At 62.1% G+C, this 25945-nt stretch carries 23 protein-coding genes and 1 pseudogene; 9 read left to right on the top strand and 15 right to left on the bottom strand.

Annotation, left to right across the window (positions count from 1 at the left end; genetic code table 11):
• Nucleotides 1–4 precede the first annotated feature (4 nt).
• Both AB4N80_RS08890 and AB4N80_RS08885 read right to left on the bottom strand, forming a co-directional pair.
• A complete protein-coding gene (locus AB4N80_RS08890; RefSeq protein WP_018612553.1) occupies nt 5–967 on the bottom strand; it encodes a nucleotidyl transferase AbiEii/AbiGii toxin family protein in 963 nt (320 codons plus the stop codon).
• Nucleotides 948–1355: a DUF6088 family protein gene (locus tag AB4N80_RS08885; protein ID WP_003205962.1), complete on the bottom strand. Its 408-nt coding sequence runs from the start codon at nt 1353–1355 to the stop codon at nt 948–950. The genes AB4N80_RS08890 and AB4N80_RS08885 overlap by 20 nt, the downstream gene beginning before the upstream one ends.
• A 349-nt stretch (nt 1356–1704) precedes the next feature.
• On the opposite strand from AB4N80_RS08885, the gene AB4N80_RS08880 reads away from it, so the two are divergent.
• From AB4N80_RS08880 to AB4N80_RS08855, 6 genes are all read left to right on the top strand, one after another.
• A complete protein-coding gene (locus tag AB4N80_RS08880) occupies nt 1705–2328 on the top strand; it encodes a CDP-alcohol phosphatidyltransferase family protein (RefSeq protein WP_079302758.1) in 624 nt (207 codons plus the stop codon).
• A gap of 11 nt (nt 2329–2339) precedes the next feature.
• Nucleotides 2340–4097, top strand: coding sequence for a bifunctional alpha/beta hydrolase/class I SAM-dependent methyltransferase (locus AB4N80_RS08875; RefSeq protein ID WP_460081556.1), 1758 nt, complete (start codon nt 2340–2342; stop codon nt 4095–4097).
• Nucleotides 4097–5440 (top strand): phosphatase PAP2/dual specificity phosphatase family protein, encoded by a 1344-nt coding sequence (locus AB4N80_RS08870; RefSeq protein ID WP_460081553.1) that lies wholly within the window; start codon nt 4097–4099, stop codon nt 5438–5440. The genes AB4N80_RS08875 and AB4N80_RS08870 overlap by 1 nt, the downstream gene beginning before the upstream one ends.
• Entirely contained in the window at nt 5430–5885 is a 456-nt protein-coding gene (locus tag AB4N80_RS08865; protein ID WP_122566197.1) for a hypothetical protein, read from the top strand. Before AB4N80_RS08870 ends, AB4N80_RS08865 begins: the two co-directional genes overlap by 11 nt.
• 176 nt (nt 5886–6061) lie before the next feature.
• Nucleotides 6062–6682 carry a lysophospholipid acyltransferase family protein gene (locus tag AB4N80_RS08860; protein ID WP_460081550.1) on the top strand — a complete coding sequence of 207 codons (621 nt, stop codon included), beginning with the start codon at nt 6062–6064 and terminating at the stop codon, nt 6680–6682.
• Nucleotide 6683: 1 nt separating this feature from the next.
• Complete coding sequence (locus tag AB4N80_RS08855; RefSeq protein WP_122566195.1) at nt 6684–7616, top strand: phosphatidate cytidylyltransferase; 933 nt, start codon at nt 6684–6686, stop codon at nt 7614–7616.
• 161 nt (nt 7617–7777) lie between these two features.
• Here the strand turns inward: AB4N80_RS08855 and AB4N80_RS08850 are convergent, their stop codons facing one another.
• The 13 genes from AB4N80_RS08850 to AB4N80_RS08790 form a co-directional block, all read right to left on the bottom strand.
• The gene (locus tag AB4N80_RS08850) at nt 7778–8935 is read right to left on the bottom strand and encodes a glutathionylspermidine synthase family protein (protein WP_122566194.1); all 1158 of its coding nucleotides are present in this window, start codon (nt 8933–8935) and stop codon (nt 7778–7780) included.
• 12 nt (nt 8936–8947) lie between these two features.
• Nucleotides 8948–9649, bottom strand: a complete 702-nt coding sequence (locus tag AB4N80_RS08845; protein ID WP_122566193.1) for a DUF1190 domain-containing protein — start codon at nt 9647–9649, stop codon at nt 8948–8950.
• A gap of 19 nt (nt 9650–9668) precedes the next feature.
• Complete coding sequence (locus AB4N80_RS08840; RefSeq protein WP_014340424.1) at nt 9669–10097, bottom strand: DUF350 domain-containing protein; 429 nt, start codon at nt 10095–10097, stop codon at nt 9669–9671.
• Between the two features lie 15 nt (nt 10098–10112).
• Complete coding sequence (locus AB4N80_RS08835) at nt 10113–10775, bottom strand: DUF2491 family protein (RefSeq protein WP_122566192.1); 663 nt, start codon at nt 10773–10775, stop codon at nt 10113–10115.
• Nucleotides 10762–11796, bottom strand: coding sequence for an ion channel (locus tag AB4N80_RS08830; RefSeq protein ID WP_305481959.1), 1035 nt, complete (start codon nt 11794–11796; stop codon nt 10762–10764). The genes AB4N80_RS08835 and AB4N80_RS08830 overlap by 14 nt, the downstream gene beginning before the upstream one ends.
• 335 nt (nt 11797–12131) lie before the next feature.
• The gene (locus AB4N80_RS08825) at nt 12132–12830 is read right to left on the bottom strand and encodes a PspA/IM30 family protein (RefSeq protein ID WP_122566190.1); all 699 of its coding nucleotides are present in this window, start codon (nt 12828–12830) and stop codon (nt 12132–12134) included.
• 22 nt (nt 12831–12852) lie between these two features.
• Nucleotides 12853–13434 (bottom strand): YjfI family protein, encoded by a 582-nt coding sequence (locus AB4N80_RS08820; RefSeq protein WP_003205989.1) that lies wholly within the window; start codon nt 13432–13434, stop codon nt 12853–12855.
• Nucleotides 13435–13972: 538 nt separating this feature from the next.
• Nucleotides 13973–14806 (bottom strand): YfaP family protein, encoded by an 834-nt coding sequence (locus AB4N80_RS08815; protein WP_460081543.1) that lies wholly within the window; start codon nt 14804–14806, stop codon nt 13973–13975.
• 3 nt (nt 14807–14809) lie between these two features.
• Complete coding sequence (locus tag AB4N80_RS08810; RefSeq protein WP_460081541.1) at nt 14810–16429, bottom strand: DUF2300 domain-containing protein; 1620 nt, start codon at nt 16427–16429, stop codon at nt 14810–14812.
• Nucleotide 16430: 1 nt separating this feature from the next.
• A complete protein-coding gene (locus AB4N80_RS08805; RefSeq protein WP_460083035.1) occupies nt 16431–20999 on the bottom strand; it encodes an alpha-2-macroglobulin family protein in 4569 nt (1522 codons plus the stop codon).
• A complete protein-coding gene (locus tag AB4N80_RS08800; RefSeq protein ID WP_122566186.1) occupies nt 20996–21655 on the bottom strand; it encodes a DUF1175 domain-containing protein in 660 nt (219 codons plus the stop codon). The genes AB4N80_RS08805 and AB4N80_RS08800 overlap by 4 nt, the downstream gene beginning before the upstream one ends.
• On the bottom strand, nt 21640–23349 hold the full coding sequence (locus AB4N80_RS08795) for a DUF2138 domain-containing protein (protein WP_122566185.1): 1710 nt from the start codon (nt 23347–23349) through the stop codon (nt 21640–21642). Before AB4N80_RS08795 ends, AB4N80_RS08800 begins: the two co-directional genes overlap by 16 nt.
• Nucleotides 23350–23384: 35 nt before the next feature.
• Complete coding sequence (locus AB4N80_RS08790) at nt 23385–24131, bottom strand: YfaP family protein (RefSeq protein WP_122566203.1); 747 nt, start codon at nt 24129–24131, stop codon at nt 23385–23387.
• 277 nt (nt 24132–24408) lie between these two features.
• Here AB4N80_RS08790 and AB4N80_RS08785 point away from each other — a divergent pair.
• The 3 genes and pseudogenes from AB4N80_RS08785 to ispA form a co-directional block, all read left to right on the top strand.
• Nucleotides 24409–24516 (top strand): annotated as a pseudogene (locus AB4N80_RS08785) (DUF4172 domain-containing protein); the annotation flags it as partial.
• A gap of 251 nt (nt 24517–24767) precedes the next feature.
• The gene (locus AB4N80_RS08780; protein WP_003185917.1) at nt 24768–25010 is read left to right on the top strand and encodes an exodeoxyribonuclease VII small subunit; all 243 of its coding nucleotides are present in this window, start codon (nt 24768–24770) and stop codon (nt 25008–25010) included.
• Complete coding sequence (gene ispA / locus AB4N80_RS08775; RefSeq protein WP_122566184.1) at nt 25007–25894, top strand: (2E,6E)-farnesyl diphosphate synthase; 888 nt, start codon at nt 25007–25009, stop codon at nt 25892–25894. Before AB4N80_RS08780 ends, ispA begins: the two co-directional genes overlap by 4 nt.
• Nucleotides 25895–25945 lie beyond the last annotated feature (51 nt).

Raw genomic sequence — 25945 nt, 5'->3', positions numbered from 1 at the left:
AGTGTTACAGCGTCCGAATCAACGCTTCGGCGTGCAGACGAAACACAACATAAGCTTCATCAAAGCTCGGGCGGACATTGCCAAAAATCAGCGGCATGAGCTTCGCGTCATACTGGCTACGAATCTGCGCATCCAAACTCGCCTGATGGAGAGCGCACTGCATGACATTTCCCGGATCGTCAGCAAATGGAGGAAACTGCCGACCAAATTCGAGCGCATCAAACTCCACCAGACATTTGAAACCGAGAGCGGCTCGTTCGCCGACAGCGGGATCGCCACGGCTTATGCAGTAAACATCATAGATATGCCGCACCAATGTATCGTCCCATGGCTGGAGCATGGCTCCGGCTTGGTGTTGGGCATAGCGGCGAAGAAACGAAATAACTTTCTCCGCAAGCGTTTCCTCTACCGCTACGCAGGCAATATCGCCCAATCCCCCAGACCTTGCGGCGAGTCGATTGACCAGGTACTCCAGCGGCTGCTGAGTCACTTCAAACTGTGGGATTCGCGCAGTCAGCTCAAGACTTAGATAAGGGCGCAAACTGGTGTCGTGAGGGTATTGAGGGGCATATTGCCAACGACTGGCGAAGTATCGGTTTTCATTCCGAGCAACACGCGCATCCACGATCTCCTCAAAACCGAACTCGGCGAGGACATGACAAACCTGAACCTTCAGGTTGCTGAGATGCCGCTTCTGAGCCGAGGCGCTCAACGCATCAGGCTCATCCAACACGATCTTTAAGTCGACGTCCTCCGACATACGCTCGATCAGTTGGTAAGCCTTCGACAGGCTTGTGCCGCCGCAAAACACCAGGCGAACACCTGGAAACCGCATCCCCATCAAAGCTTGCAAAGCATCCGTCACGTGGACGTCTTTTTCCAGGATGCTAGCCGTAAGTAGTCCGACATCGACCTCAGCCAACACCGCATCGATTAACTCGACCTGTTCAGGCGTGATGATTTTCATAAACGACGTACCGACCACCGAAGCCGAGCTTGCGATTAATACGCCGTGAACCCGTGTCGAAAACGATGCCGGCGGGTAGCTGCAAGCTGTCGCTGGCGTTGTATTCACGCACTGCGCGTCCCGCCGTGATCTTCACGCCAAGCTTTTGCAGAACCAAAGGTGCCAGGACTTCAAGGGGGCGAACCGGTATCGGCTTGCCCGTAAGCACACTGGCCTTGGCTTTTGCGAAGACTCCCACGCCGAGCTTGACCAGTACGCCGTTGGCCACCAGATGACGCAGCGCTCGGGATACCTGCGCGGGGCTGCCGAAGTCGGAAAACTCGGAGCGTAGAAACACATCGTCCTTTCGCAAGGCGATTGATCTTTTAAGCCGCTCTTCGATAACCATGGCTTACCTCCCGGCAGCACCTAACAAAAAATAACTCTCAACAGATTGTTTTATAAAGAGATTTAAATACAAACAGTGCTCAAAGCTCGCTCAGTATAAATCAGAGCCAAAACATCGGCCAATGCAGCCTTGAAACAGGATCGCATGCACAGCGCACTATTCATTTCAGACACAAAACCCGTGGGAGCGAGCAAGCTCGCTCCCACATTGGCTATTTCTTGCACAGGTCATTGGTTTTAGATGCCTACCCGCACTCATTCTCAAGAAATACCCGCCTGCAACCCCTCAACCTATCGTAATCTCGCACCTGTATAAGCCCAGCCCCGCAACCGGCCGAGATCTCACCCCGATGCCCTCCATCTACCAACTCAAGCCCGCCTTTCAAAACCTGCTGCGCCCCATGGTTCAACGCCTCTACAACAACGGTGTCACCGCCAACCAGGTCACGGTGCTCGCCGGCATCGTTTCGGTATTGGTCGGCGCGGTCATCGCCTGGTTTGCCAACCATCCGTGGATCTTCGTCCTGGTGCCGATCTGGATGTTCCTGCGCATGGCGTTGAATGCCGTGGACGGCATGTTGGCGCGTGAGTTTGGTCAGCAATCGCATCTGGGCGCCTACCTCAATGAGCTATGCGATATCATCGCCGACGCTGCCCTGATCCTGCCTTTTGCCCTGTTTGCCGATACCAGTCTGTTGCTCGTGTTGTTGGTCACGCTGTTGGCGTTGTTCAGCGAATACGCCGGCGTGCTGGGGGCGATGGTGGGGGCTTCGCGGCGGTATGACGGGCCGATGGGCAAGAGTGATCGCGCCTTTGTGTTGGGCGTGCTGGCGACCGGCATTGCCCTGGGTTGGCTCGGGGCGCTCTGGGTAGATGGTGTGATGGCGGTGGTTGCCGCCCTGCTGGTTTATACCTTGGTCAATCGGGTCCGTCATGGCCTGGGCCAAGTGAAGGAAAACGCTCCCTCAGCATAAAGGAACTTGCAATGCGCGAAGCCCAACACCGGACATTCACCACCCACGATGGCGTGGAACTGTTCTACCAACACTGGCCGGCTGTCGACGCGGCAGCGGGTGAACCCCGTCAGGCTGTGTTGTTGTTCCATCGTGGTCATGAGCACTCCGGGCGCATCGCGCACCTGGTAGATGAACTGGACCTGCCCGGGTTCGACTTCTTTGCCTGGGACGCCCGCGGCCATGGCCAGTCGCCGGGCGAACGGGGCGACAGCCCGAGCTTCGCCACCAGTGCGCGGGACGTGCAGACCTTCTGCGATCACATCGGCGCTGTGCATCAGATTGACGAAGCGAACATCGCTGTGGTCGCGCAAAGCGTCGGCGCGGTGATCGCGTCCACTTGGGTCCACGACTACGCGCCTCGCATTCGCTCGCTGGTGCTGGCGTCGCCGGCGTTCAAGGTCAAGCTCTACGTGCCGTTCGCTCGTCCGGGCCTGGCGCTGATGCGCAAGTTTCGTGGCAATTTCTTTGTCAACAGCTACGTCAAGGCGAAATTGCTCAGCCATGACCCGGAGCGCGTGGCGTCCTACGACAGCGATCCGCTGATCACCAAGGCCATTTCGGTGAACGTACTGCTGGGCCTGTACGAAGCCGCCGACCGCGTGGTGGCCGATGCCCAGGCGATCCAGGTGCCGACGCAGTTGTTGATCTCCGGCTCGGACTTTGTCGTGCACCGCAAACCCCAGGAGCAGTTCTTCGAACGCCTGGGCAGCCTGCACAAGGAAAAACACATTCTGCCGGGGTTCTTCCACGACACCCTCGGCGAGAAGAACCGTGCGCCAGCCGTTGCCAGTGCCCGTCGCTTCATCCTGCAAAACTTCGCCCGTCCGCTGGACCGCCCTTCCCTGCTGGACGCCGATCGCCTGGGCGCGACCTGCGCCGAAGCCGAAACCCTGGCCACGCCGCTGCCCCACAACTCGTTGCGTGACCTTTACTGGCGCATGACCCGCGCCAGCATGCGCTTTGGCAGCAAATTGTCGGCCGGGGTGAAACTGGGCTTCGACACCGGGTTCGACTCCGGCAGTACCCTGGATTACGTCTACCGCAACCGCCCCACCGGCACCTCGGCGCTGGGCAAGATGATCGACCAGAACTACCTGAACTCCATCGGCTGGCGCGGCATTCGCCAACGCAAGTTGCACGTTGAAGAGTTGCTGCGCCTGGCGATGGCCGAGTTGCGCGCCCAAGACCGCGAAGTGCGCATCGTCGACATCGCCGCCGGCCATGGCCGTTACATTCTCGAAGCGCTGCAAGGCGTCAGCCCGTTGCCCGAGTCGATCCTGCTGCGCGACTACAGCGACATCAACGTGCGCGACGGCAGTGCGCTGATCGTTGAAAAAGGCTTGGGCGATATTGCTCGGTTCGTCAAAGGTGACGCCTTCGACCGCCAGGATCTGGCGGCGCTGGAACCAAAACCAACCCTCGCCGTGGTGTCCGGCCTGTATGAACTGTTTGCCGACAACCAACTGGTCGGCGGCTCCCTCGCGGGCCTGGCCGAAGCCGTGGAGCCTGGCGGTTTCCTGGTCTATACCGGTCAGCCGTGGCACCCGCAACTGGAACTGATCGCCCGTGCCCTCACCAGTCACCGCGCCGGGCAGGCTTGGGTGATGCGTCGGCGCACGCAGGCGGAGATGGACCAATTGGTCGAGGCGGCGGGCTTTCGCAAGATCACCCTGCGTGTCGATGAATGGGGCATTTTCAGCGTTTCGCTGGCGCAGCGAGTGCAGTAATGAGCGCCGTCATCGCTCCGGCCCGCGAACCCGCACTGCTGAAACCGGCAGTGCTGTGGCTGCTGTTGTTGGCGCCGCTGTTCTTCAGCACCTACGGTTTTGCCACCTGGGTCACCTCCCAGCGTGACGACGTCGGCACGCTGGTGTTCGCCTGGGAAAGCCACATGCCGTTCATGGCCTGGACCATCGTGCCGTACTGGTCGATCGATTTGCTGTACGGCCTGTCCTTGCTGTTGCCCACCAGCCGCGACGAACTCAAGCGCCATGCCTTGCGCCTGCTCACGGCCCAGGTGATTGCGGTCAGTTGCTTCCTGCTCTGGCCGCTGCGCTTCACCTTCCCCCGGCCGGAAATGGATGGGCTGTTCGGTTGGTTGTTCGACGTGCTCGCGGGGTTCGACAAGCCGTTCAACCAGGCGCCATCGCTGCACATCGCGCTGCTGGTGGTGCTGTGGGTATGTTATCAGCGGCATCTGCAAGGCTTCTGGCGTTGGCTGATGCACGGTTGGTTCGCGTTGATTGGCGTGTCGGTGCTGACCACGTATCAACATCACTTTATCGACCTGCCCACGGGTGCGTTGGCCGGTTGGTTGTGTGTCTGGTTGTGGCCGTTGGATCGGCCGAGTCCGCTGCTGAGTGCGCGTCTGGCGGCCGATCCTGCCCGTCGACGCTTGGCCTTGCGTTATGGCGTGGGCGCGGCGGCGCTGTTCATTCCGGCGTTTGCCTTGGGCGGCGCGTGGCTCTGGCTGATCTGGCCGGCGGTCGCCGTACTCATGGTGGCGCTGAATTACCTGGTGTTCGGTGCCGACGGGCTCCAGAAGCGTGCCGATGGTCGCTTGAGCCCGGCGGTGCGCTGGTTGCTGGCGCCGTACCTGGCGGCGGCGTGGATCAATTCCCGCTGGTGGACGCGCAAGCATCCGCAGCCGGACCAAGTGGCGGATAATGTCTGGCTGGGGCGAATCCCTACGCCGATGGAGTTGAAGGACAGTGCGTTTACCGGCGTGCTCGACCTCTGCGCGGAGCTGTCCCTGGACAGCACGGGCATTGCCTATCGTGCCTTGCCGGTGCTCGACCTGACGGCGCCGACCACCGAGCAATGCCTGAAAGCGGCAGAGGCCATCGAAAGCCTGCGCCAGCACGGGCCGGTGCTGGCCTGCTGCGCCCTGGGTTATTCGCGCAGCGCCACGGCGGTGGTCGCCTGGTTGTTGCACAGTGGACGGGCGGCGAACGTTGATGCGGCGATCGTGCAAATCCAGCGAGTTCGCCCGCAGATTGTTTTGCACGGGGCGCACCGTCGGGCGTTGGAGGCCTTATCCAGAAGCCGGGAGAATGTCCATGATCACTGATATGGAGCTGCACACCGTGGCGAGCCTGTTGCGCCGGGGTCATTCGCTGGACCAGTTGTCCACCGGGCTGACGCTGCTGGCGGCGCTGGTGGGGTTGGGGCAATGGCTGGTGGGGGTCATCGATCCTTGGTTGCTGCTGTTGAGTGCGGCGCTACTGGTACTCGGTGTGCTGGAAAAGTACTGGGCGTTGCGCGTGGCGTTTGACGCCGATCTGTTCCAGCGCATGGCGGACAGCACCCAATCCCTGGCCGAACGCACCTATACCTTGGATCAGGCCCTCACCTCGCTGGGCCTGCAACCCGCCGAACGCGCCGGCCGTCTCTGGACCGAACGCCGGCATGGCGCGTTGTTGCTGCTGCGGCGGCAGTCGCGATTATTGGCTGTACAAGTGGTCTTGGTGCTGGGCTTCATCCTGGCCAGTCCCTGGCTGGCGTCAGGTCTGTAGATAGTTTTTTGTGGCGAGGGAGCTTGCTCCCGCTGGGCTGCGAAGCAGCCCCAAAACCAAGCACTGTGGTGTATCAGATGGGTTGTGTTCAGCCTCTTGGGGGCTGCTGCGCAGCCCAGCGGGAGCAAGCTCCCTCGCCACAGTTAGGCTTATGTTTCTCAGGACAAGGAATCCTCATGTTCGAACCCGTGGTCGCCAACCTCATCACCTCCGCCGCCCGCATGGTCACGGGCGCTCGCAGCCTGTGGCTCGGTTGCGCGCCGACGCCGGTGCAAAGGATCTACTTCGCCAACCACAGCAGCCACGGTGACTTCGTGTTGCTCTGGGCCTCGCTGCCGCCAGCGCTGCGCAAGCTCACCCGCCCGGTGGCGGGGGCCGATTATTGGCAAACCAGCCCGATGCGTCGCTACATCATCAACCAGGTGTTCAACGGCGTGCTGGTGGACCGCGAGCGCAAGGATCCTTCCTACAACCCCTTGCAGCCCATGCTCGAAGCCCTGGAGAACGGCGACTCGCTGATCATCTTCCCCGAAGGCACGCGCAACCCCGACGAAGGCCTGCTGCCGTTCAAGAGCGGGATCTATCACTTGATGAAGGCTCATCCCGAGGTCGAGGTGATCCCGGTGTGGATCGCCAACCTCAACCGCGTCATGCCCAAAGGTCGGGTCTTGCCTCTGCCGCTGTTATGCACCACCAGTTTCGGCGCGCCGTTGTGCATCGAAGAAGGTGAAAGCAAAGAGCAATTTCTCGAACGCAGCCGCGCCGCGCTGCTGGCACTGGCCCCGGAGCACGTCTGACATGGATCGATATACCCTGATGTTGTTTGGCGGGATCGGCGCCATTCTGGTGTTGGCTTCGCTGGTTGGTTTCATTCTCAAGCTGCGCACCAAAGGCGCGCCGAACTCGGTTATCGATAACCTCAACGCGCGGATCAATGCCTGGTGGATCATGGTACTGGTGATCGGCGTGGCGTTCTGGCTCGGCAACGCGGCGGTCATCTTGTTGTTCTACGCGGTGTCGTTCTATGCCCTGCGGGAATTCCTCACCCTGACCCCGACCCGGCGCAGTGATTACCCGGCGCTGGTGGCGGCGTTCTACCTGGCGCTGCCGCTGCAATACCTGTTGATCTACTACGACTGGTACGGGCTGTTTTCGATCTTCATCCCGGTGTATGTGTTCCTGCTGCTGCCGATCCTGGCGTCCCTGGGCGGCGATAGCACGCACTTCCTCGAGCGCGCTTCGAAGGTTCAGTGGGGCTTGATGATCGCGGTGTTCTGCATCTCCTTCGTGCCCGCCCTGCTGACGCTGGACATCGCCGGTTTCGAAGGGCGCAACCTGTTGTTGATCGCGTACCTGGTGATCGTGGTGCAGCTGTCGGATGTGTTGCAGTACGTCTGCGGCAAGCTGTTCGGCAAACACAAGATCGCGCCGAACCTGTCGCCGTCAAAAACCGTGGAGGGCTTTGTCGGCGGCATTTTCCTGGCCTCGCTGATCGGTGGCGCGCTGTGGTGGATCACGCCGTTCAATCCCTGGCAGTCGTTCCTCATTGCCTTGCTGATCAACCTGCTGGGCTTTGCCGGCGGCATCGTCATGTCGGCGATCAAGCGCGACCGCGGCGTCAAGGACTGGGGCCACATGATCGAAGGCCACGGCGGCATGCTTGATCGACTGGACTCGGTGTGCTTCGCCGCGCCGATCTTCTTCCACCTGGTGCGGTACTGGTGGACCTGAAAACCTCGGGACGGAAGCATTAACCTGTGGGAGCGGGCTTGCTCGCGAAGGCGGTGTATCAAGCAACATCAATGTTGACTGTGCTGCCGTCTTCGCGAGCAAGCCCGCTCCCACAGGGGTTCAGCGTTTGATCCACTGGCGCACCGCTCCCTCGCCATGTATTAATCGAGGATCAGATGCGGCAAGAACCGGCTCGAATCCTTGGTGATCAAGCTGTTGTCTTCCCGCACGCCAATACCCGCCGCCTGATCGCCAATGACCCAGGAGCCGATCAGGGTGTAGCTGTCGTCAAACTTCGGCAGCGGCGCGAACTCCTGGAGGATGAACGGCGCATCGGTGTAGGGCCCGTCTTCCTTCACGATCAAGCCATCAGCGGTCTGCAGCTCGATGTTAGCGCCTTCCCGGGAAAAGAACGGCTTGCGCACCCAGCCCTTGGGCACCGCTTTGCTGGTGTCGGTATCCAGGTGGGCCGCGAGCAGGTTCGGGTGGCCTTTGTTGAATTCCCACAGCAACGGCAGGATGCCTTTGTTCGAGATGATCGACTTCCAGGCCGGCTCGAAAAACTGCGTATCGCATTGGGCGATCGCTTCACCAAACGGCTCGTGGAAGATGAACTCCCAGGCATGCAGCTTGAACAGGTGCGGAATCCAGCGCTCCTCCAGATCCACGAAGCGCCCGTCGCTGTTGAGGCCAATGTCTTCGATATCGATGTGCCGCGATTGGATGCCGACTTTTTCCGCGATCAGGCGCAAGTAGTCCGTGGTGCCCTTGTCCTCCACCGAGCCTTTCATCGAGGCGAAATAGAACGGCTCCTTGAGCTGCAACTGGGCAAAGGCCTGGTGCAGCTTGGTGTCGATGCTGTTGAACTGGTCGGCATGGGCCGGCAGCACGCCGCGCTCGATGCATTGCTCCAGCCAACCCCACTGGAACGCCGCCGCCTCGTAGAGGCTGGTCGGCGTGTCGTAGTTGAGTTCCAACAGCTTGGCCGGGCCCGTGCCGTTGTAGGAGAAGTCCATGCGCCCGTACAGGTGCGGATGGCCTTCCAGCCATGAAGTGCGCACTAGGTCGAAGAACGGCGCGGGAATGCTCAGGCGTTCCAGCAATTCTTCACTCTGGACCACGCGAGCCACGAGGTCCATGCACATCTCGTGGATCTCGGTGGTCGGGTCTTCCAGGTCGTCCTCGATCTGCTTGAGGGTGAACTGGTAGTACGCGCTTTCGTCCCAATAGGGTTCGTCGTCGATGGTGTGGAACAGAAAGCCGAGCTGTTCGGCGGTCTGTTTCCAGTCAGGACGTTCTGCGCAATGGATCTTCTTCATGGCGCTGGTTCCTCAACCGCCGGAGCTGCTCGAACCGCCCCAACCGCTGCGGGCACTGGACTTGCTGCCGAAACCACCGCGAGACGTGGACGAAGCGACGGCCATCGCCTTGCTGCTCTTGATGGTGTCGGTGTAGCTGCCGTAGCGCGCCTGATTGGATCTGGTAAAGGTCGAGCCGCTGGAAACCCGCTGGCTGAGCGTCGAGGACCCGAAGCTGCCGCGATCATCGCGGTAGCGGTAGACCGGCTCGGAGTAATAGCTGTTGCGGTTGCTGCTCAACATGTTGCCGATCAGCATGCCAGTCAGCAGGTTGCCGAAGCCTGAGCCACCGACGTTCGCTTCCGAAGGCGGCAGCTGGGCCCGGGCGGCGTCGACCTGGGATTGCGTGACTTCGCCATCGGCGCTCAGCTCGAAGCCACCCAGCTTGGGGATGAACTGGCCGGCCGAGTCCTGCTGGCACCAATCGGGCACGAAGTCGGCATCGCAATCGGCCTGGCTGGCGTACGTCGGCGCGATGCGACGATGCTCGCTCATGGCGCTCATGTAGGCGTCGGCGCAAATGTCCACCGGCAGCTTTTCATCGACACATTGCTGGACGGACTGGAAGTTGTACTTCTTCTGCAACTTATAGGTTTTTTCCGTTGGCCCGCAGCCGGATATCGCCAGGGCGACCGACGCGGCCAGCGAAAGCTGGACGTACTTGCTTCGTTTCATCGGGATCTCCGTGGCGCAATCAGTTCGTGGAAGGCGTCATGCACGCGGCGTTCAACATGCCGACGCTGATGGCCACGGCAGCGATGTAGATACCCGCGGCAATTTCACCATTCTTAATGCGTGCGGAAGCGCCCTTGAGCACCAGGCTGGTCACCAGGAACGCCAGCAACTGAACGACAGCGGCGATCACCGCCCAGACGACGAAGTCCAGCATGCTGATCGAGTAGGCAATCACGTTGCTGGCCGGAATGGCGAAACCGATGACAGCGCCGCCCAGGGCGATGGCCGCGGCCACGTTGCCCGAGCGAATCAGCTCGAACTCCTTGTGCGGCGTGACGCGGGTGTAGATGAACTGGAACAGCGCGAACAGCACGGCGGCGCCAAGGATGTACATGACAAAGCCAAGCACGGCGGCTTTGTTCAGGGAAATGGAGAGCGCTTCAAGCATGGACTTCTTCCTTATTCAAAGAGTGTTCAGGTCAGTGGTGTACAGCGAAATACCCAGCGAAGTGCTCAGGCTGACGGTGCCTTCGGCGTCTTCTTCGACGGAGAACAGCAAAAACTCCCGGCGGTCCGTCAGGCCGGTGTCGCGGGCGTACAGCATCGAACGGTGCTCGACACTGTAGGCCTCATCCGGATTACTCACGCGCTCGCTCAACGTCACCAGTTCTGTCTGGCCCGCCTCGGTGCCCCATTCGCGGGTGTACTCGACGCCGTCATGGGTGTAGGTCGGCAGGCCGATCAGGCTTTCAGGGCCGGCCAGGCGACGCAATTCCGCTTCACTGTTGATCGTGACGTAGCTGAGGTAGTTGAACAGGATCACCGACTCGACCTGCCCGGCGATGTCGCCGCTGGTGTGCACTTGCAGCCAGTAGTCTTCGTCGTTCATGTAGCAGCGCGACAGCCAGTTCGACTGCCCAAGGTCAACGATGCCCAGGCTCCAGATCTGTTGGGAGCCCGGGATGACCACGTTGCTATTGCCGTCGAGCAACAACTTGAGCGTGGCATCGAACATGACCTGCTTGCCGGAGGCCAAGCCCAGCGGCCCGGTGACGGGCGCGCCGTGGCTGGCTGTCGGGTTCGCGTTCGGGGCCTCAAGCCCCATCAACTGTTTAAACCACCCCATGGGAAATTTCCTTGAGACGCGTGGAGGCGATGTAGAAGAGTTCTCCGCCCACAACGCGCGTGGTGCCAGGCGGGTTGATCGCTGGGTGTCGGGCGCCCTGGGCGCGGTAGCCGATCAGCGTAGCGTTGTGCTGCTCTTTCATCCGGGTGTAGAGCTCGCCGAACGTCGCTTCAAACGCCTCGGGCAGTTTCATCAGGTACTGCGTGGCGCCTTCGCCGACGCAGAGCAACTCATTGATGACCACCGACGACCCTGGATCCTGGGAGGCCCGCACCAACATTTCGATGGCCATGCTGGAGGTGCATTCCAGGCTCGGCGCATAGGCGCTGGCAAGGGCGGCGATTTCGCTGTCATTGAAGTGGGCGACCACGTGCCCGGCAGGCCCCAGTTGATTGACCGCCAGCACGGTGGCCAGGGTCAGGTCGTCGGAATGGGTGCGCACCAGCACGCGTTCGGCCCCCGGTACGCCGGCACGCTGCAACAGCGCGACGGAGGACAGGCTGTCGCCTTTGATGAACGAGGCCTTGCCGGGCATGGGGTTTTCTTCAAGATCGCAATCGCAGATGACGATCAGGTTGTCATTGGAGGTTTCGTCCTGCAGGAGCAGTTCGATGACCCGCTCGCTGGAGGCGCCCTCCCAACCGATGAGCACCGTATGGCCGACCTGGCCGGTGAAATCGCCTTTGCCCTTCATGCCTTTTCTCCATACATCGATGACGCTGCTGGTGGTTTTGCCGATGACCGTCGTCAACAGGGCAATGCCCCCGAGCATGATCCAGGTCGCCACAAAAATTCGCCCGGCGGATGTCTGTGGCAACAGATCGCCATAGCCGACGGTGAGCGTGGTGGTGAGATAGAAGTAGATAAACGTGGCGGCGGCAATGAGGTGTTGCTCGCCCAGCAGCACCAGGCCGATCCAGGCTATGGCCAGGTGCACGCCCAACGCAATGGCCAGGCCCGCCCAGCCGAACCGATGGAAGAAGGACGATGCGTACGTGCGCAACAAAAGGAAAATCGACATTTCGTCCCTGACTCCGTGGGGCTTGGTTCCTGGCGGGATCATCACTCTGGCGCCAGAGGGCTCGAGCGTAGTGGCCGGACAGCATTAAACCTGTTGCGGCGCTTGGATAGAATACCTTGGAGACAATAAATCCGATGAGCAGGCCGGCCAGGCACAGTCCTTGTGGCGAGGGGATTTATCCCCGCTGGGTTGCGAAGCAGCCCCAAAGCAGCGAACGCTACCTAACTGACACACCGAGGTGTCAGATTTTAGGGTTGCTTCGCAACCCAGCGGGGATAAATCCCCTCGCCACAGGTTTTGTGCTCGGCCTGCCTTGATTGATCAGGCCGAACCGATCACTCAGCCGATTTTTTCTTCAAGCGCTCCAGAATCGCATTGGCGCTGCCTTCGTTCGGCGTGATGCCGGCGTCGCGCAGCTTGCGTTCCAGGTCGGAGCCGGTCGAAGCCTCGGCCAGTTCGTCCTGGGCTTGCAGTTCAGCGGCACGTTGCTGTTGCTTGGCTTGCAGGCGGTTGAGCGTACCGACGGCGGTTTCCAGCTTGCCATTGGCGCCGCCGCTGGCGATCGAGGCACTGACCTGGGCCTTCTGCACGCTTTCGCGGGCCTTGGCCATGTCCACTTGCTGGCGCAGGCTCTTGATGCGGCTTTCAGCCTTGGTGATGTCCTTGCGCATGTTGTCCGCGTAGCCGCCGAATTCGGTCGCGTGCTTTTGCTCGGCGTCCAGTTCGGTGGTCAGGGTCGAAATGGCTTCGGCCACTTCCAGTGCCAGGTCTTCGCGGTTGGCCTGGATCGCGGCCAGGGCCTTGGCTTCCAGGTCCTTGATCTTGGCGTTGTATTCGCCAACACGATCGGTCGCCAGCTTGTGCTTGGCCATGATGGTGACCAGCTCACGCTTGGCATTGGCCAGCGCGCTGTCGGCATCGCGGATTTCCTGATCGAGGATGCGCAGGGCCTGTTGGTCGACGATCGATTCGCCGACTTCGCTGGCACCGCCACGCAGTGCGGTGAACAACTTGCTCCAGATGGACTGAGTCATTGGATGGTTCCTATTCGGCGAATTAGATGAAGAAGCGTTCGAACGCTTCGCTGGCGCGCTGGACGTTGTCGACGAGGGTTTTGACCTCGGTGACGACGTTGGTCAGGCTGGAGTCGGAGCTCAACGCGCCGAACATGTTGTAGACGACCTGTCCGTTGGGCATGGTCTCGATGCCGATGGACGACAGCGGGAACATTTCACGGCTGCGCAACACGGCGTCGTTGAATGCCGCCACGTCGCTGATCGACTCGACATCCACCAGGACGGTGTCGACGATGATCTGATCGCCGACCACAGCGATGTAGATCGGCAAGCCACCGAAGTCATTCATTTCCAGCTTGATGCTGGATTCGGAACCTTGGACGAGGGAGAGGGTGATGTCGTTCGCGACCACTTCGTCCAGGGCCTGAAGGGCGCTGTAGAGGCGATCGATGTTCCAGTTATTACCTGCGCTCATGTAATCCTCCGACATGAATGAGCCAGCCAGAATCGGTTGGCGTAGCTGTTTCTCCATTTGCTTGAGCAGGCTCCGGTTTTCGGGAAGCACCCAAGTCTCGTGTTTCACATACCCGGCGGCACTCAGGCCCGCGCGCATCTGCTTCATGTAGAAGCTCGATGGTTTTTTCGCGGCGGGTTTGGCGCGCGCTCCCGTGCGGCTCGCTGAATCGGTCACAGACCCGTCAGACGGATCTGATGGAGCGCTGGTTGGCATGGTACTGACCCCACTGTGAAAAACTCACGCGTGAGAAACACTACAGGTACTTTCCAAACCTCACAATAGCTCACGCGTGAGATTTTTCTCTATCACAAATGCCGACATCCCCCCCCTGTGGGAGCGAGCTTGCTCGCGATAGCGGTGCATCAGTTTGCAGAGAGGTTGGATTTACCGACGCCATCGCGAGCAAGCTCGCTCCCACAGGTTTTTTGGGGTGGTCACAAATCCTCAGTCCACCACAGATCCAATGTGGGAGCGTTCACAGATCAGGCATCCACCATAGATCCTCTGTGGGAGCTGAGCTTGCTCGCGATGGCGGTGGGTCAGCTTGCATTGATGTTGGATGCAAGACCGTCATCGCGAGCAAGCTCGGCTCCCACAGGGGATCTCCACAGGCTGTAAATTCAGTTGTGGCTGCGACGATGCCTTACGGATAGCTAAAGCTCTTGACCAACGTCAGCTCTCCCACCGCCCGCATCGGCACGACGAAGGTTTCCATTTTCTCGTTCGGCGTGCCTTCCTCCGTGATCACGGTGACCTGCGCGGTGGTCAGGGCTTGTTGCGCCTGCTCTCCACCGCCCTCACCTTCTTCGCCGTCCTCCTCACTGCGATAACCGCCGCCGTAGTAATTCACATACACCAGGTACTGGCCTTTGATCGGCGCGGGCATGGCGAAGATTTCCGGGCCGTAGCCGGTGGTGACGTCGACGTCGAGGGCGGCGCCGTTGGCGACGGCGCGGTCGCCGTACCAGATGTGCGCACCATCGGGGGTGACCAGATGCAGGTCCAGGTCGGTGCCGTCGCTGTCCCAAGTCAGCAACACCCGCAGCTTGGCCGGTGTAGCGCCGCCGCTGGTGTTGAGAAATTGCGTGCGGTGGCGCTGTTGGCCATCGGCGCTGCGCACTTCCACGCTGTTGCTGCCGTTGGGGAACGAGAATGGCCGGTCAAAGCGGCCTTCCCCATCCAGTTTCAGCGGCAGGCTCACACCGTTGACGATCAGTTGGCCCGGCGCGTTGCTGTCCTTGGGTGCGCCTTTGATCTGCCCAGTAATGCGCGCGGTGTTGGCCTGACCTGGGGGCGTGTTGACCGACGAGGCCGGGTAGTTGACGGTCTGGCTGAAACTTTCGCCTTCACCGCCCGGCGCACCGCTGCGCCAGCCGCCAATCGGAGTGTCGAGCTTGATGGAGTCGGCGGCCATCGCCGAGGGCAACGCGGTCAGGGCGCAGAGCAACAGCAAGACCTGTGGATAACGGAGTGTCATGGTCTATTCCAGCAAGAGGTGACGGGCGAGCCCTTCGATATAGGTTTCATCCTGGCCGTTGGGATGAGCTTCGAAGGCCAGGTGCAGATATTCATGCGTCAGGTCGAGACGATCCTGCAGCGACAGCACGCCACGCACGTAGATGCGCTGGCGCTCGCGGTCGACATAAGGCCGGCCAAAGGCGACGCGGCAGACGGCGAAAGCGCTGATTTCGTTGTAGCCCACTTCACTTTCCAGCCGCTCACGCCAGCCCCGTCGCTGTTTCAGCAGCCAGTCCTGGGCGGCGGGCAGCGCTTCGCAGGAGGCCACCGGGTTGTCCCAGCGGCTGAGGCTGGCGCGCGGGTAGGCGTGCAGCAGGATGGCGTCGTAGCGTTGGCCGGCGTTGGCTTGTTCCACCGCTTGCGCCCAGGACAGTTTGTCCGGGCCCGACTGGTCGGAGTGGTAGGTGACATCGGTGCCGGCCAGGACCAGGTCGCTGGTCCAGGCGGCAATGGCGCGGGTTTCCGGCGCCGCCGGGCGTGGCGCGACGCGCTGGCGATGGCTGCTGTCGTCGATGCTCAGGCAATCACCGTTGCGTTGGGCGTTCTGCAGCAGGTAGGTGCGGATCGCCACGGCCAGGGCCTTGGCCGCTTCGGCAGGCTCGGCCTTGGCTTCGCGCTGCAAGACCCGGGCGACGTATTCCTCCCGGTCCAGGCGCGCCACCAGCTTGCCGGGCATCAGGAACAGCTCGCCATCGCTGTGGATGTCCAGTTGATTGCCGTTGGTGAACTCGACGCGGTAATCACCGCGCAGTTGACCCGGTGTGGCAGGCCGGTCACCGGCCATCACCCGTTGCAAGGGATAGCGGGCAAACAGGCCGACTTCCACGCAACGCCCGGTTTCCGCCGGCCAGCGTGACGGCAATGCTGCAGCCAACCCTTCGCCGTAGACCTTCAGGACCTGCTGGCTGGTGCCGCGGCCACCGGCCCACACCGGGGTGCCATCGGCCAGCCAACCGGCGAAACCGCCCTGCCGGGAGGAAGGCCCCTGGTCACCCAGCCAGCTCCAGGTCTTGACCCGCAGGCGACTGCCCAACTCGCCCACCAGCCGCCCGTCCGCCGCGCCGAGCACCACATCCAGCAGCACCCGACGCGCCTGGTCCTGGGCCGGCAGCATGGCCAGGGCCTTGAGCAGTTCCGCGACCGGCACCTGCGTCTGGGGCTGCAAGGTCGGCAGGTCCAACAACCAGGCCGGCGCCTGGCGGGCCTGCCAGTAATCGCGCCAGTTCGAAGCCGACAACCCGAGCCGCTGCGGCTCGAAATACAAGCCACAGGACTTCACCAGCGCCTGGTCGCGACCGATGCTCTGCCCGGCGTTGCAGCAATAGACTTCTTCCTTCGACTCGCCACGGCACTCATAGACCGGTTCGCGAGCGTCGGTGTCCACCAGCCAGGCGTAGACAAACAGCTTCCACAGGCTACCCAGCGGTGCCTGCAAGGAAGCAGGCAGCGGCTGGCGATCCAGCACCTGCGTTTGATTCACCCGCAGCAACTGGCCGTCGAAGGCCAGGCGCAACGGCTCGTCCTGCGCCGTTGCCAGCGCAGGGATCAAGCACAACAGCCACCCAGCCCACAGCTGACGCATGTCAGTTGACCGTAACCTGACCAAGCGCCGGTTTCTGTTCCCGCGCCTGATTCTGTGGCGCGTAGACCTGGGTGAAGCGCACCGGCGGCAAGGTGAACTGGCCCTTCTGGGAGAAGCGCACCAAGTGCCGCAGGCGCAGCTCGCCACTGAGGGCGTCCACCGGTACCGCATACGCCATCTGGCCGGGCTCGAAGCGGGCCTTTTCCAGGGACGTCGGTTCGCTGTCGGCCTTGCCCTGCAACTGGATGCCCCAGGTGGTGCGTTCCACATCGGCGCCCGGCGGCAGCGGCACTTCGAGCATGCCGTAGCGCAGTGGCGTCGAGGCCTTGCTGTTGATGATCACTTCATCCAGGTAGAGGCTGTCGCTGGACAACGGTTTGTTGCCCACGGCTTCGAGCTTGAAGGTGAAGGCCTCGTCGCCCGGCACCAGACGCGACAGGCGTCGGGTGATCGACACCGCCATTGGCGCCACTGGCGGTTGCTGGCTCTGGAAGCTCAGTGCCGCTTGCAGTGGACGCTCCTGTGCACCGGTCAACGTCAGCGTCGTTGGAAGCTGCGCACCCTGCCATTGCCAGTAGGTTTCACCGGTCGCGCCCTGCTTGGCGGCCCAGCCTTCGCCCGGCGCCAGGGCCACGGCCGGCGCCGCCTGTTCGATGCTGCGCTGCAACCAGGTCAGGGCCAGGGCCCGTTCCAGGGTGGACTGCTGCGGCAGGACGCGCTCCAGCAAGGCCGTGGCGCGAGCCTGATCGAAGTTTTGCAGCGACAGCAACAAAGCCTCAACGAACGGCTGGGAGCTGAGTTCCAGTTGCTGTTGCGCCGCATCGGCTTGACGGCTGAAGGCCGCCGGCAACGGCACCTTGGCCTGTTTCGCCAGGGACGCGGTCAGCACGCGGGCACTGGCCAGGCCAAGGGCCGAATCCGGCGCGTACATGACCAGGCTGTCTTCGCCGCTGTCCAGCACACTCTCGGTGCTGTCTTCACCGGCCTTCGCCAGGTCATCCATCAGGCCGCTGAGCAAAGTGTTCACCGGCAATTGCATCTGCTTGGCGAACGACAGGATCAGCGCCCGTTGCAGCAGCGGCGTATCACCGGCCTGCTTGGCGTAGACCTCCAGCACCCGCTGCCAGTGTTCCGGCGGCAGGTTCAGGTCCAGGGCCTTGCTGGCGTGCCAGTCGGCGTAATAGGCATAGGCGGTGAGGAAGGCATCTGGCTCACCGTCCTGACCCCACCAGGTGAAGCTCGCCGACGGTCCGGCCATCTGCACCAGGCGCAAGCGGCTGTTTTGCATGATCAACCGTAAGCGGTCGCGGATCTGCGGGTTCGACGCCAGGGTCGGATAAGCGATGCTCAACGGCAACAGGCGGCTAGCGGTCTGCTCGACGCCACCGTAGGGGTAGCTCAGCAGGTCGTCGAGGGCCGAACGGAACAGCGCTTGCGGGCTGTCATCCAGGCGCAGACGAATATCGCTGGCGTCGGCCGGCAGGGTCAGCGGGGTGTCGCCGCTGGCCACGTCAAGGCGCTGGCTCTGGGTGACTTGCCAACCGTTGCCGCTGGCGTTCAAGTGCATGGCCAGAGCGTCCTGGGTTTCGCCGTTCAACTGCAACTGCACACTCAAGTCGCCACTGCTCAGTTCCATGGTCGGCAGCGGTACGTAGTTGATGCCGTTTTTCAACTCCGCCACCACGCGCTGTTCAGCGCCGGCGTAACGGATCAGCAGTTCGGCCTTCAGTGGTTTTTCCGATTGGCTGAAAGCGAACAGGCCCAGTTGCGGCTTGTCGCCGGTGCGGAAACGGGTCGGGCCGCTCCACTTCAGGTACAGCGGTTTTTCCGAGGCGATGAACTGCTTCTTCTGGCCCACTTGGCCATCGTCGGCAATGGCCTTGGCGGTGATGCGCCAGCGGGTCAGGGAGTCGGGCATCTTGAACGTAAAGCGCGCCTTGCCATTGGCGTCGGTGACCAGCTCCGGTTGCCAGGCGGCGGTGTCGACGTCTTCACGCCGTGGCCGCTCGAGCACCTTGACCCCGCGCTCGCTGCGGTTGGCCTTGCCCGGCGCGCCAGGGCTGCCTGGCAGCGCCACGTCGTAACTGATGAACGACAGGCTGGCACTGGTGCGCACGTTGTTGCGACGCGGGTGATAGAAGAACTGGTCGATGGTCGGCGCCACTTCAGGTTGCAGGGCGTAGACCATTTCGTCCACCACGCTGACCGTCAGGTGCGCCGGGATCGCCTTGCCGGCGAACTGGGTGCTCAAGTCCACGGTCACCGTGTCGCCCGGGCGGTAAGTAGCCTTGTCGGTGACGACGGCAACGTCGATCTGCGGCGTGACCACCTTGATGCCGGCGTTCTGGAAGCTGTACTGGCCGCCCTTGGTGTACAGCACCGAGAAGGTCAGGTTGGGTGCAAAGCTATCCTTCACGGCAATGCGCGCGCGGTATTGGGTGTCGCTGAGTTTTTCCATCTTCAGCCAGTCGCCGCCCTTGGACAGCAGCGCCGTGGCCTCGACCTTGTCTCGCTCCAGCGACAACAGCGCATCGCTGACCGGTTCCGGGAAGGTGATCAGTGCCAGCGCTTCGTCACCGGTCTTGTATTCAGGCTTGTCGAAGACGATCTCGACCGTGCCCGGCACGGCCTTGATGCCTTCGCCGGTCACCGCATGGGCGGCGGCGCCGATGACTCGGCCGTGGTCGTCCTTGAGCGTCAGGTTGTAGGTGCCCGGGCGGTCGAAGGTCAGGCTGAAGCCCTTGTCCTTGGCCGCCAGCTTGCCTTCGCCGGTGCTCTGGTCTTCCAGGCGCACCCAGGCGTAGCTGCCCGGCGTCACGGCCTTGGCTTGTTCGTTGCCGCCTTCGTTGGCGTAGCTGAACGCCACCTTCTGGCCAACGGCGCTGAACCGCTGGGGAGCGCTCAGGCGGAAATTCGCCGCGCCACGGTCGATGAGGATTTCCTTGGTGGTCTTGACCCGATACGCCGCGCCATCGCTGGCGAACACAGTGAGGGTGTAGCGGCTCGGCTTGTCGGCGGCCGGCAGGTCGAGGATCGCGTTACCCTTGGCATCGGTGGTCACTTCGCTGCTGGTCAGTTCCACCGGGAATTGCCCCAGGTATTGCAGCTCGTTATCCACCATCGACAGTTGCTGGGCGCGCAGGCTCAGGCTCACCTTGGCATTCACCACCGGCTTGCCGTCCGGGTAGAGCAGCACGAGGTTGCCCTTGACCGGCTCGCCGGTACGGTAATCCTGCTTGGCCAGGTTCAGCGCGATCTCGAAGTGCGGCTTGATGTATTCGGCCACGCGGAAGGCGCTGCTGTAGAGCTGGTCCTTGTAGCTGAAGCGCAATTCATAGCCGCCGGCCACGGCGTTTTCCGGCAGTTGGAAACGGCCTTGGGTGCCGGCCTTGGAATCCAGCTTCAGGGCCAGGGTTTGCAGCGCGGTGCCAGTGGCGTCCAGCACGCTGACATTGACGTCGGCGGCAGTCGGTTGCACCGAGTCACGGGCGTTCTTGAACTCACGGCCAACGATTTTCAGCGACACCCAATCCCCCGGCCGGTACAGCGGACGGTCGGTGAAGGCATAGAGCTTGGTGTCGTAGATTTCGCTGTCGTAGTAGAAGTTTTCCGAGACGAATACCCCGCCCTCCTCGTCTTCACCGATGACGAACGAACGCTCCGGGCTGACGTGCTTGAGGCGCAGCAGGCCGTCTTCATCGGTGGCACCGCTGCTCATCACGCCCAGACCATCGGTCCACAGCACGTTGACCTTGGGCACCGAACGCCCTTCATGCTTGCGTGCGGCCCAGACCAGCAATTCATCGCCGGCAATCTTGCTCACGGCCACGGTGTTGGAGACGAAGACCATGGTGGTTGCGCGGTATTTGCCGATCAGCGCTTCCACCAGGTACAGGCCTGGCTTCAACTGGCCCAGCGGCACATAGACGTTGCCCGGCGCGACGCTGACGAAGTCACTGGACGAGCCGGCCAGATTGACGCCGGCCGGCGGCTGGATCGGCTTGGCCTGCCACAGCGGATAACGGAACTGGCTGACCACCGGCAAACCCGGGATCAAGGCGAACTGTGCCGGCGCGTCGTACGGGGTCGGCGCCACCAGGGCGTTGCCGACCTTCAATTCCGGCACTTCTTCGGTGACTTGCTGGCGGGACTCGTAGGAGAACGCCCGTTGCATAACTCGACGGGACTTGCGGTACCAGTTGTCCCACAGGTACGCGAGGGTGTTCGACAGGCCTTCGCCCTTGAACTGGCCGTCGCTGACGACGCGGTGCAGGTTCTTCTGGCGCTTGAGGAAATCCAGCGGCTTGTCGATGCGATAGACGCGGATGTCGGCGCCGCCGTAGGGCTCCATGCGGAACCGACGGTAGTCGCGGCCCGGCGCTTCGAGGCGAACCATGGCCTGCTCGTCGCTGGCAAAGCTGCTGTCGGCCAGCAGGAAAAAGCTTTCACCGGACACCGGCGTGTAGCCGCTGGGCTCCACCGTGTCTTCGGCATTCACGACAGGTGCCAGCAACAGGGCAAACAGCAGGGGCAATTTTGAACACAAGCGCAGCATGCGGGCACCGGTCATTGGGAGAGAAAGTTGAGTCGATAGACGCCGATGAAGTTGGGGTTGGCTGCGTCGGGTATCCATCGGGTGTCCTTCCAGTTCATGAGTTGTTGCAGGCTTGCGGAGCGCATGCCGTTGTCGGTAGGGGTTGTGGTGCCGGTGTGATAGGCGATGTAGCGGCCCATCCAGATCATCAGGTGCTGGTCGTCGCCCTGATCGAAGAACATCAGGTCGCCAGGACGGGCCTGGGCGACATCGCGGCCCACCAGGCGACTGTTGAACTGGATCAGCTTGATGGCGTTGACGTAGGGCCCGACCTTGCCGCCGCCCTGCTGCCATTGCTGGGCGAGGCGCCGTTGCCCATCGCTGAGCGGCAGTTCCGGCGGCAGGTAGCGATTGGACAGGCCGTTGCTGCGCAGCCATTTTTCATCGTGGACCTTGAGCGCTTCGTTGGCGGCGAAACGCACCAGCCCGGCGCAGTCCTGCTGGTACCAGCGCGGACTCGGGCCTTTGGTCAGTTGTTCCTGGGCGATGCGCACGAACCAGGCGCGAAAGACCTGGGATTGCTGCACGTCCAGCGCCGGCGCCTCGACGGCAAGCGCAGGCCCGCCGAGCAGCAACGCCAGCAGCAGCGTCAACGCGGGGTTGCGGATCAGTGCTGTCACAGCGCTTTCCATTCCAGCGGCAGCCACTGCCAATGGCCATCCGGCTCGCTGCCTTCAGGCAAGGTCAGGGCGTATTTGCCGTAGCCGCCGAGGGTGCGCAGTTTCGGGATCAGGTAGGTTTGCGCGGCGTTGTAGAACACCGGTTCCATGTCCTGGGGCAAGCTGTCGAGGGTTTCGCGCTGCATCAGTTGCGCCATGGAATCCGGGCCGAAGTAGACCGGCATGAGCAGGTCCTTTGGCACTACGTCGGCCATGGGCGGGAAGCGTTTGTCGAGGGTGCCGAGAGCCTTGTCCACCAATTTGTCATCGAGGGAGAACAGCAATGTGGAACCGTGGCGTGCCAGGCTGACTCGCAGGAACGCTTTGCCGGTAATTGCTTCGGGCTGCTCCGCTTCCTTGGCCAGGTAAGGACCGAAATTGGAGCTGACCTGACGCAGCCACTGGTGGGTCGAGCCTTGTTGTTTCTCGACCACCGGGAAGGCATGTTCGGCGACATTGTTTTCATAGGCGCCGACCATCGAACCAAACAGGTTGCCCAGGTCGGCGTCGAGTTTGCCGTCGTCTTCATTCAGGCTCGCCACCAACAGCGGCGTGTACAGGCGCGAATCAGCGTACCAGCACAGGCCTGCGGCGCCGGCCACATGGTCGACCATGGCCTGGGCGGCTTTGTCGTCGGCGCCGAGTCTGACCAGCAACGGTTTCTGTTGCTCGGCGGCCAGGGGCAAGGCTACACAGGCACTGGCACCCATGGGCATGGCTTGCCAGATCGGCTTGAAGTCGAAGTCCGGCTGGTTTTCCAGCTCGTCCATGGCCAGGAAGCTGTGCCAGCCCTTGTCGTCCATGTCGAAACGCAAACCGGCGAAGTTCGGGATGAAACGCTGGTAGCCCATGGCGAGCACGCTGGCGTTGACCGAGATGCGCTGCTTGACCTCCGGCGCCTTGGGCGGCAGGCCGAAGGCTTCGGGGAACAGCTTTTCCCCGGCCAGCAGCGCCTCAAGGGCTTGGGTCGAGACCATGCCACGTTCGTCGGTAGGGCCATTGCCTTTGTCGTAGAGCTTGGTCGGGTTGGACAGCACGACCAGTTTGTCGCCGTGGGAGGCGAAGACCAGGGATTTGCTGGCGTTATAGCTGAGCTGATACAGCGCGACTTCGTCGCCGCCCACCTTCAGGTCGCCGAGTTTGCTCAATTGGGTGTCATCCAGTGCGACTTTCGCCAGCGGTTCCAGCATCTTCGCCAGGCCGCCGCGATCCATCACCAACAGGAAATCCTTGAGGCGACCGTCCGCACCGCGCCACAGCGCGACATCGGCCGGCTGGTCGAAAAGCGCTTCGATCAGGCTGTCCTGCAGCTTGAGGTCATGCTCGTAGATGATCCGGCGCAGGCTGCCGATCAGCCCGAGGCGGTCGGCGTGGGCCTCGTAATAGAAGACGAAATCCTCGGTTAGCGTGGCCTTGAGGAACGGCACCGCCAACAGATCCTTGGGCAACTGGCTCAGGGAATGGGCCTCAAGCAAGCCGTCGGGGCGGCTCAGGCCGAGTTTGTCCAACGCCAACTCCATGGGCGGCGCCTTGGGCTTGGTCATGAACCAACCCAACCCGGCGGCCACACCGGCGACCAGGCACAGCCCGATCAGTATCGCCGGCCAGCGGCGCACAGGTTTGGCGACAGGTGTCGGCGTGGTCGGGGAAGCAGTGTTGTCGCTCATATTCACAAGGGCCTGTTCATCCGTGGAGCGGATACTTAGTAGTTGAAAGTCTTGACCAGCAACAAATCGCCAATGGCGCGCAGGGGCACGACAAAGGTCTCGCGTTTTTCATCGACGGTGTTTTCGTTGAGCACCAGGTTGATCTGCGAGGTGATCACCTCGTTCTGGTTGCTGCTCTCATCAAAGTTGTAGCCGCCGCTGCCGTAGTTGCCCCAATAGTTCACGTAGACCAGGTAGGTGCCGTGCATCGGCGCGGTCATGGTGAACATTTCCGGGCCGGGGCCGTCGACGCCATCCGGGTCGAGGCCACCACCGTTGGTCAGCGCCGGCCGGCCGAAGAACGCATGTTGGCCGTCGGGGGTGACGATATGCAGGTCGAGCTCGGCCTTGGGGTCGTCCCAGCCCAGCACAACGCGGATCTGCGCCGGGGTGCGCAGGTTGTTGGCTTCATAGAATTGCACGCGCTTGAGGGACTGGCCTTCGGAGCTGCGCACCTCGACGCTGTTGGAGCCGGCGCCGAACGCATACGGCCGGGCGAAACGCCCCTCGTCGTCGGTATAGAGATTCAGTGGATTGCCGTTGACCGCCAGGCTATGGGGCTGGCGAGCCGTACCCATGTCTTTGATCCGGCCCTCGATCATCGTGCGGTTGCGCTGCACGCCCCGGTCGATGGGCGGGGTGGGATAGGCGACCTGCGGGTTTTCCGTGCGATCGAGCAAGCCACTGTAGCGCCAGCCACCGACCGGTTCCGACAGCTCGGCCGAAGGCTCGGCCCACGCCATCGGCGCGCCAAGCAACACGATCAATAAAGAAAGAAAACGCACGTATGCCTCCTGCCATGCACAACGCAACCCGGCGCCCTTCCTCGGCGCTGCTTGTCATTATTCGGGTTTCGTCTGAAGGCCCCGTCGCAAGGGGGCCGTAGATGGCGCGAAGAGTAGCTATTCGGCGGATTTTCCACAATCGGGGAACGCGCGATTCTGTGTGGGAAATCACGTACTGAAGGGTGCGTGAGCCGAATAGCGTTATTATTCGGCTCATTCATCTTTGGATAGGCGCATGGCATTCCATTGGATCTGGCAACAGCCCGACTGGCCCGGTTTTTACTGGCAAGCTGAAACATTGGCACCGCTGCTTCGCGAATGCGTGCAGACCCAGGGTCAATTGGCATAAGATCTTTGTGGCGAGGGGATTTATCCCCGCTGGGTTGCGAAGCAGCCCTAAAAGCTAACACCTCGGTGTGTCAGATGGAGTGAGTACTCAGCTTTGGGGTCGCTTCGCAACCCAACGGGGATAAATCCCCTCGCCACAGATTCTCCGCTCCTCGCTGATAGGGGGTAGCCTGGCGCCCTGATTTGCCCGAACACCCCATGTCTGCTAGTGTCGCGCCGGTTTAACAGTCAACCGGAATAGCCGCCATGGCCCGCAAAAAAGCTGCACTGGATTTCGAACAATCTCTGGCCGACCTGCAAACGCTGGTCGAACGGTTGGAGAACGGCGAATTGTCGCTGGAAGACTCGCTGACCGCCTTCGAGCAGGGTATCGGCTTGACTCGCGACTGCCAGGCGGCGCTGGCCCAGGCCGAGCAGAAGGTGCAATTGCTGCTCGAGCGCGACGGTGAGCTGACCGAAGAGCCTTTCGACGCGGAACAACCTGAATGATCGGCGCCTATCAGGCCAGCAGCCAGGCCCGGGTCAATGCTGCACTGGATACCTTGTTCAGCGCGCCGAGCCCGGAACTGGCGCGCCTGTACGAAGCCATGCGCTACAGCGTGATGAACGGCGGCAAGCGTGTGCGGCCGCTGTTGGCCTACGCCGCGTGCGAAGCCTTGGGCGGCCAGGCCGAACAGGCCAACGGCGCCGCCTGTGCGGTGGAGCTGATCCATGCGTATTCGCTGGTGCACGACGATTTGCCGGCCATGGACGATGATGACCTGCGTCGCGGCCAGCCCACCACCCACAAGCAATTCGACGAAGCCTGCGCGATCCTGGCTGGCGACGGCCTGCAGAGCCTGGCCTTCAGCGCCCTGCTGGACCCGGCCCTGAGCGATTGCCCGGCGCAGATCCGCCTGGACATGGTCAGCGCCCTGGCGCTGGCGGCCGGCCCCGCCGGAATGGTCGGCGGCCAGGCCATCGACCTCGGTTCGGTGGGCCTTAAACTGGACCAGAGCGCCCTGGAATACATGCATCGGCACAAGACCGGCGCCTTGATCGAGGCCAGCGTCAAACTCGGCGCCCTGGCCAGCGGCCGGGCCACGCCCGCCCAGTTGCAAGCCTTGCAGACCTACGCCCGGGCCATCGGCCTGGCGTTCCAGGTGCAGGACGACATCCTCGACGTCGAAAGCGATACCCAGACCCTCGGTAAACGCCAGGGCGCCGATATCGCGCGGGACAAGCCGACCTACCCGGCCCTGCTCGGCCTCGACGCCGCGAAAGCCTACGCCCTGGAGTTGCGCGATCAGGCCCTGGCCGCGCTGCGACCCTTTGACGCGGCGGCCGAACCGTTGCGCGACTTGGCGCGATATATCGTCGAACGCCGCAGTTGATACGGGGTCAACCTCTTTAGACTGCGTATCGGCCAAGTTCCGGCCAACGCG

Source organism: Pseudomonas sp. H3_A02, assembly GCF_054671965.1.
The sequence above is the reverse complement of the archived record's forward strand: the minus strand, read 5'-3'. Positions and strand labels throughout refer to the sequence as shown.

Excerpts from the sequence above, each read along its gene's own strand:
- AB4N80_RS08890 (WP_018612553.1), bottom strand. The coding sequence starts at position 967 with ATGAAAATCATCACGCCTGAACAGGTCGAGTTAATCGATGCGGTGTTG.
- AB4N80_RS08885 (WP_003205962.1), bottom strand. The coding sequence starts at position 1,355 with ATGGTTATCGAAGAGCGGCTTAAAAGATCAATCGCCTTGCGAAAGGAC.
- AB4N80_RS08880 (WP_079302758.1), top strand. The coding sequence starts at position 1,705 with ATGCCCTCCATCTACCAACTCAAGCCCGCCTTTCAAAACCTGCTGCGC.
- AB4N80_RS08875 (WP_460081556.1), top strand. The coding sequence starts at position 2,340 with ATGCGCGAAGCCCAACACCGGACATTCACCACCCACGATGGCGTGGAA.
- AB4N80_RS08870 (WP_460081553.1), top strand. The coding sequence starts at position 4,097 with ATGAGCGCCGTCATCGCTCCGGCCCGCGAACCCGCACTGCTGAAACCG.
- AB4N80_RS08865 (WP_122566197.1), top strand. The coding sequence starts at position 5,430 with ATGATCACTGATATGGAGCTGCACACCGTGGCGAGCCTGTTGCGCCGG.
- AB4N80_RS08860 (WP_460081550.1), top strand. The coding sequence starts at position 6,062 with ATGTTCGAACCCGTGGTCGCCAACCTCATCACCTCCGCCGCCCGCATG.
- AB4N80_RS08855 (WP_122566195.1), top strand. The coding sequence starts at position 6,684 with ATGGATCGATATACCCTGATGTTGTTTGGCGGGATCGGCGCCATTCTG.
- AB4N80_RS08850 (WP_122566194.1), bottom strand. The coding sequence starts at position 8,935 with ATGAAGAAGATCCATTGCGCAGAACGTCCTGACTGGAAACAGACCGCC.
- AB4N80_RS08845 (WP_122566193.1), bottom strand. The coding sequence starts at position 9,649 with ATGAAACGAAGCAAGTACGTCCAGCTTTCGCTGGCCGCGTCGGTCGCC.
- AB4N80_RS08840 (WP_014340424.1), bottom strand. The coding sequence starts at position 10,097 with ATGCTTGAAGCGCTCTCCATTTCCCTGAACAAAGCCGCCGTGCTTGGC.
- AB4N80_RS08835 (WP_122566192.1), bottom strand. The coding sequence starts at position 10,775 with ATGGGGTGGTTTAAACAGTTGATGGGGCTTGAGGCCCCGAACGCGAAC.
- AB4N80_RS08830 (WP_305481959.1), bottom strand. The coding sequence starts at position 11,796 with ATGTCGATTTTCCTTTTGTTGCGCACGTACGCATCGTCCTTCTTCCAT.
- AB4N80_RS08825 (WP_122566190.1), bottom strand. The coding sequence starts at position 12,830 with ATGACTCAGTCCATCTGGAGCAAGTTGTTCACCGCACTGCGTGGCGGT.
- AB4N80_RS08820 (WP_003205989.1), bottom strand. The coding sequence starts at position 13,434 with ATGAAGCAGATGCGCGCGGGCCTGAGTGCCGCCGGGTATGTGAAACAC.
- AB4N80_RS08815 (WP_460081543.1), bottom strand. The coding sequence starts at position 14,806 with ATGACACTCCGTTATCCACAGGTCTTGCTGTTGCTCTGCGCCCTGACC.
- AB4N80_RS08810 (WP_460081541.1), bottom strand. The coding sequence starts at position 16,429 with ATGCGTCAGCTGTGGGCTGGGTGGCTGTTGTGCTTGATCCCTGCGCTG.
- AB4N80_RS08805 (WP_460083035.1), bottom strand. The coding sequence starts at position 20,999 with ATGACCGGTGCCCGCATGCTGCGCTTGTGTTCAAAATTGCCCCTGCTG.
- AB4N80_RS08800 (WP_122566186.1), bottom strand. The coding sequence starts at position 21,655 with ATGGAAAGCGCTGTGACAGCACTGATCCGCAACCCCGCGTTGACGCTG.
- AB4N80_RS08795 (WP_122566185.1), bottom strand. The coding sequence starts at position 23,349 with ATGAGCGACAACACTGCTTCCCCGACCACGCCGACACCTGTCGCCAAA.
- AB4N80_RS08790 (WP_122566203.1), bottom strand. The coding sequence starts at position 24,131 with ATGGCGTGGGCCGAGCCTTCGGCCGAGCTGTCGGAACCGGTCGGTGGC.
- AB4N80_RS08780 (WP_003185917.1), top strand. The coding sequence starts at position 24,768 with ATGGCCCGCAAAAAAGCTGCACTGGATTTCGAACAATCTCTGGCCGAC.
- ispA (WP_122566184.1), top strand. The coding sequence starts at position 25,007 with ATGATCGGCGCCTATCAGGCCAGCAGCCAGGCCCGGGTCAATGCTGCA.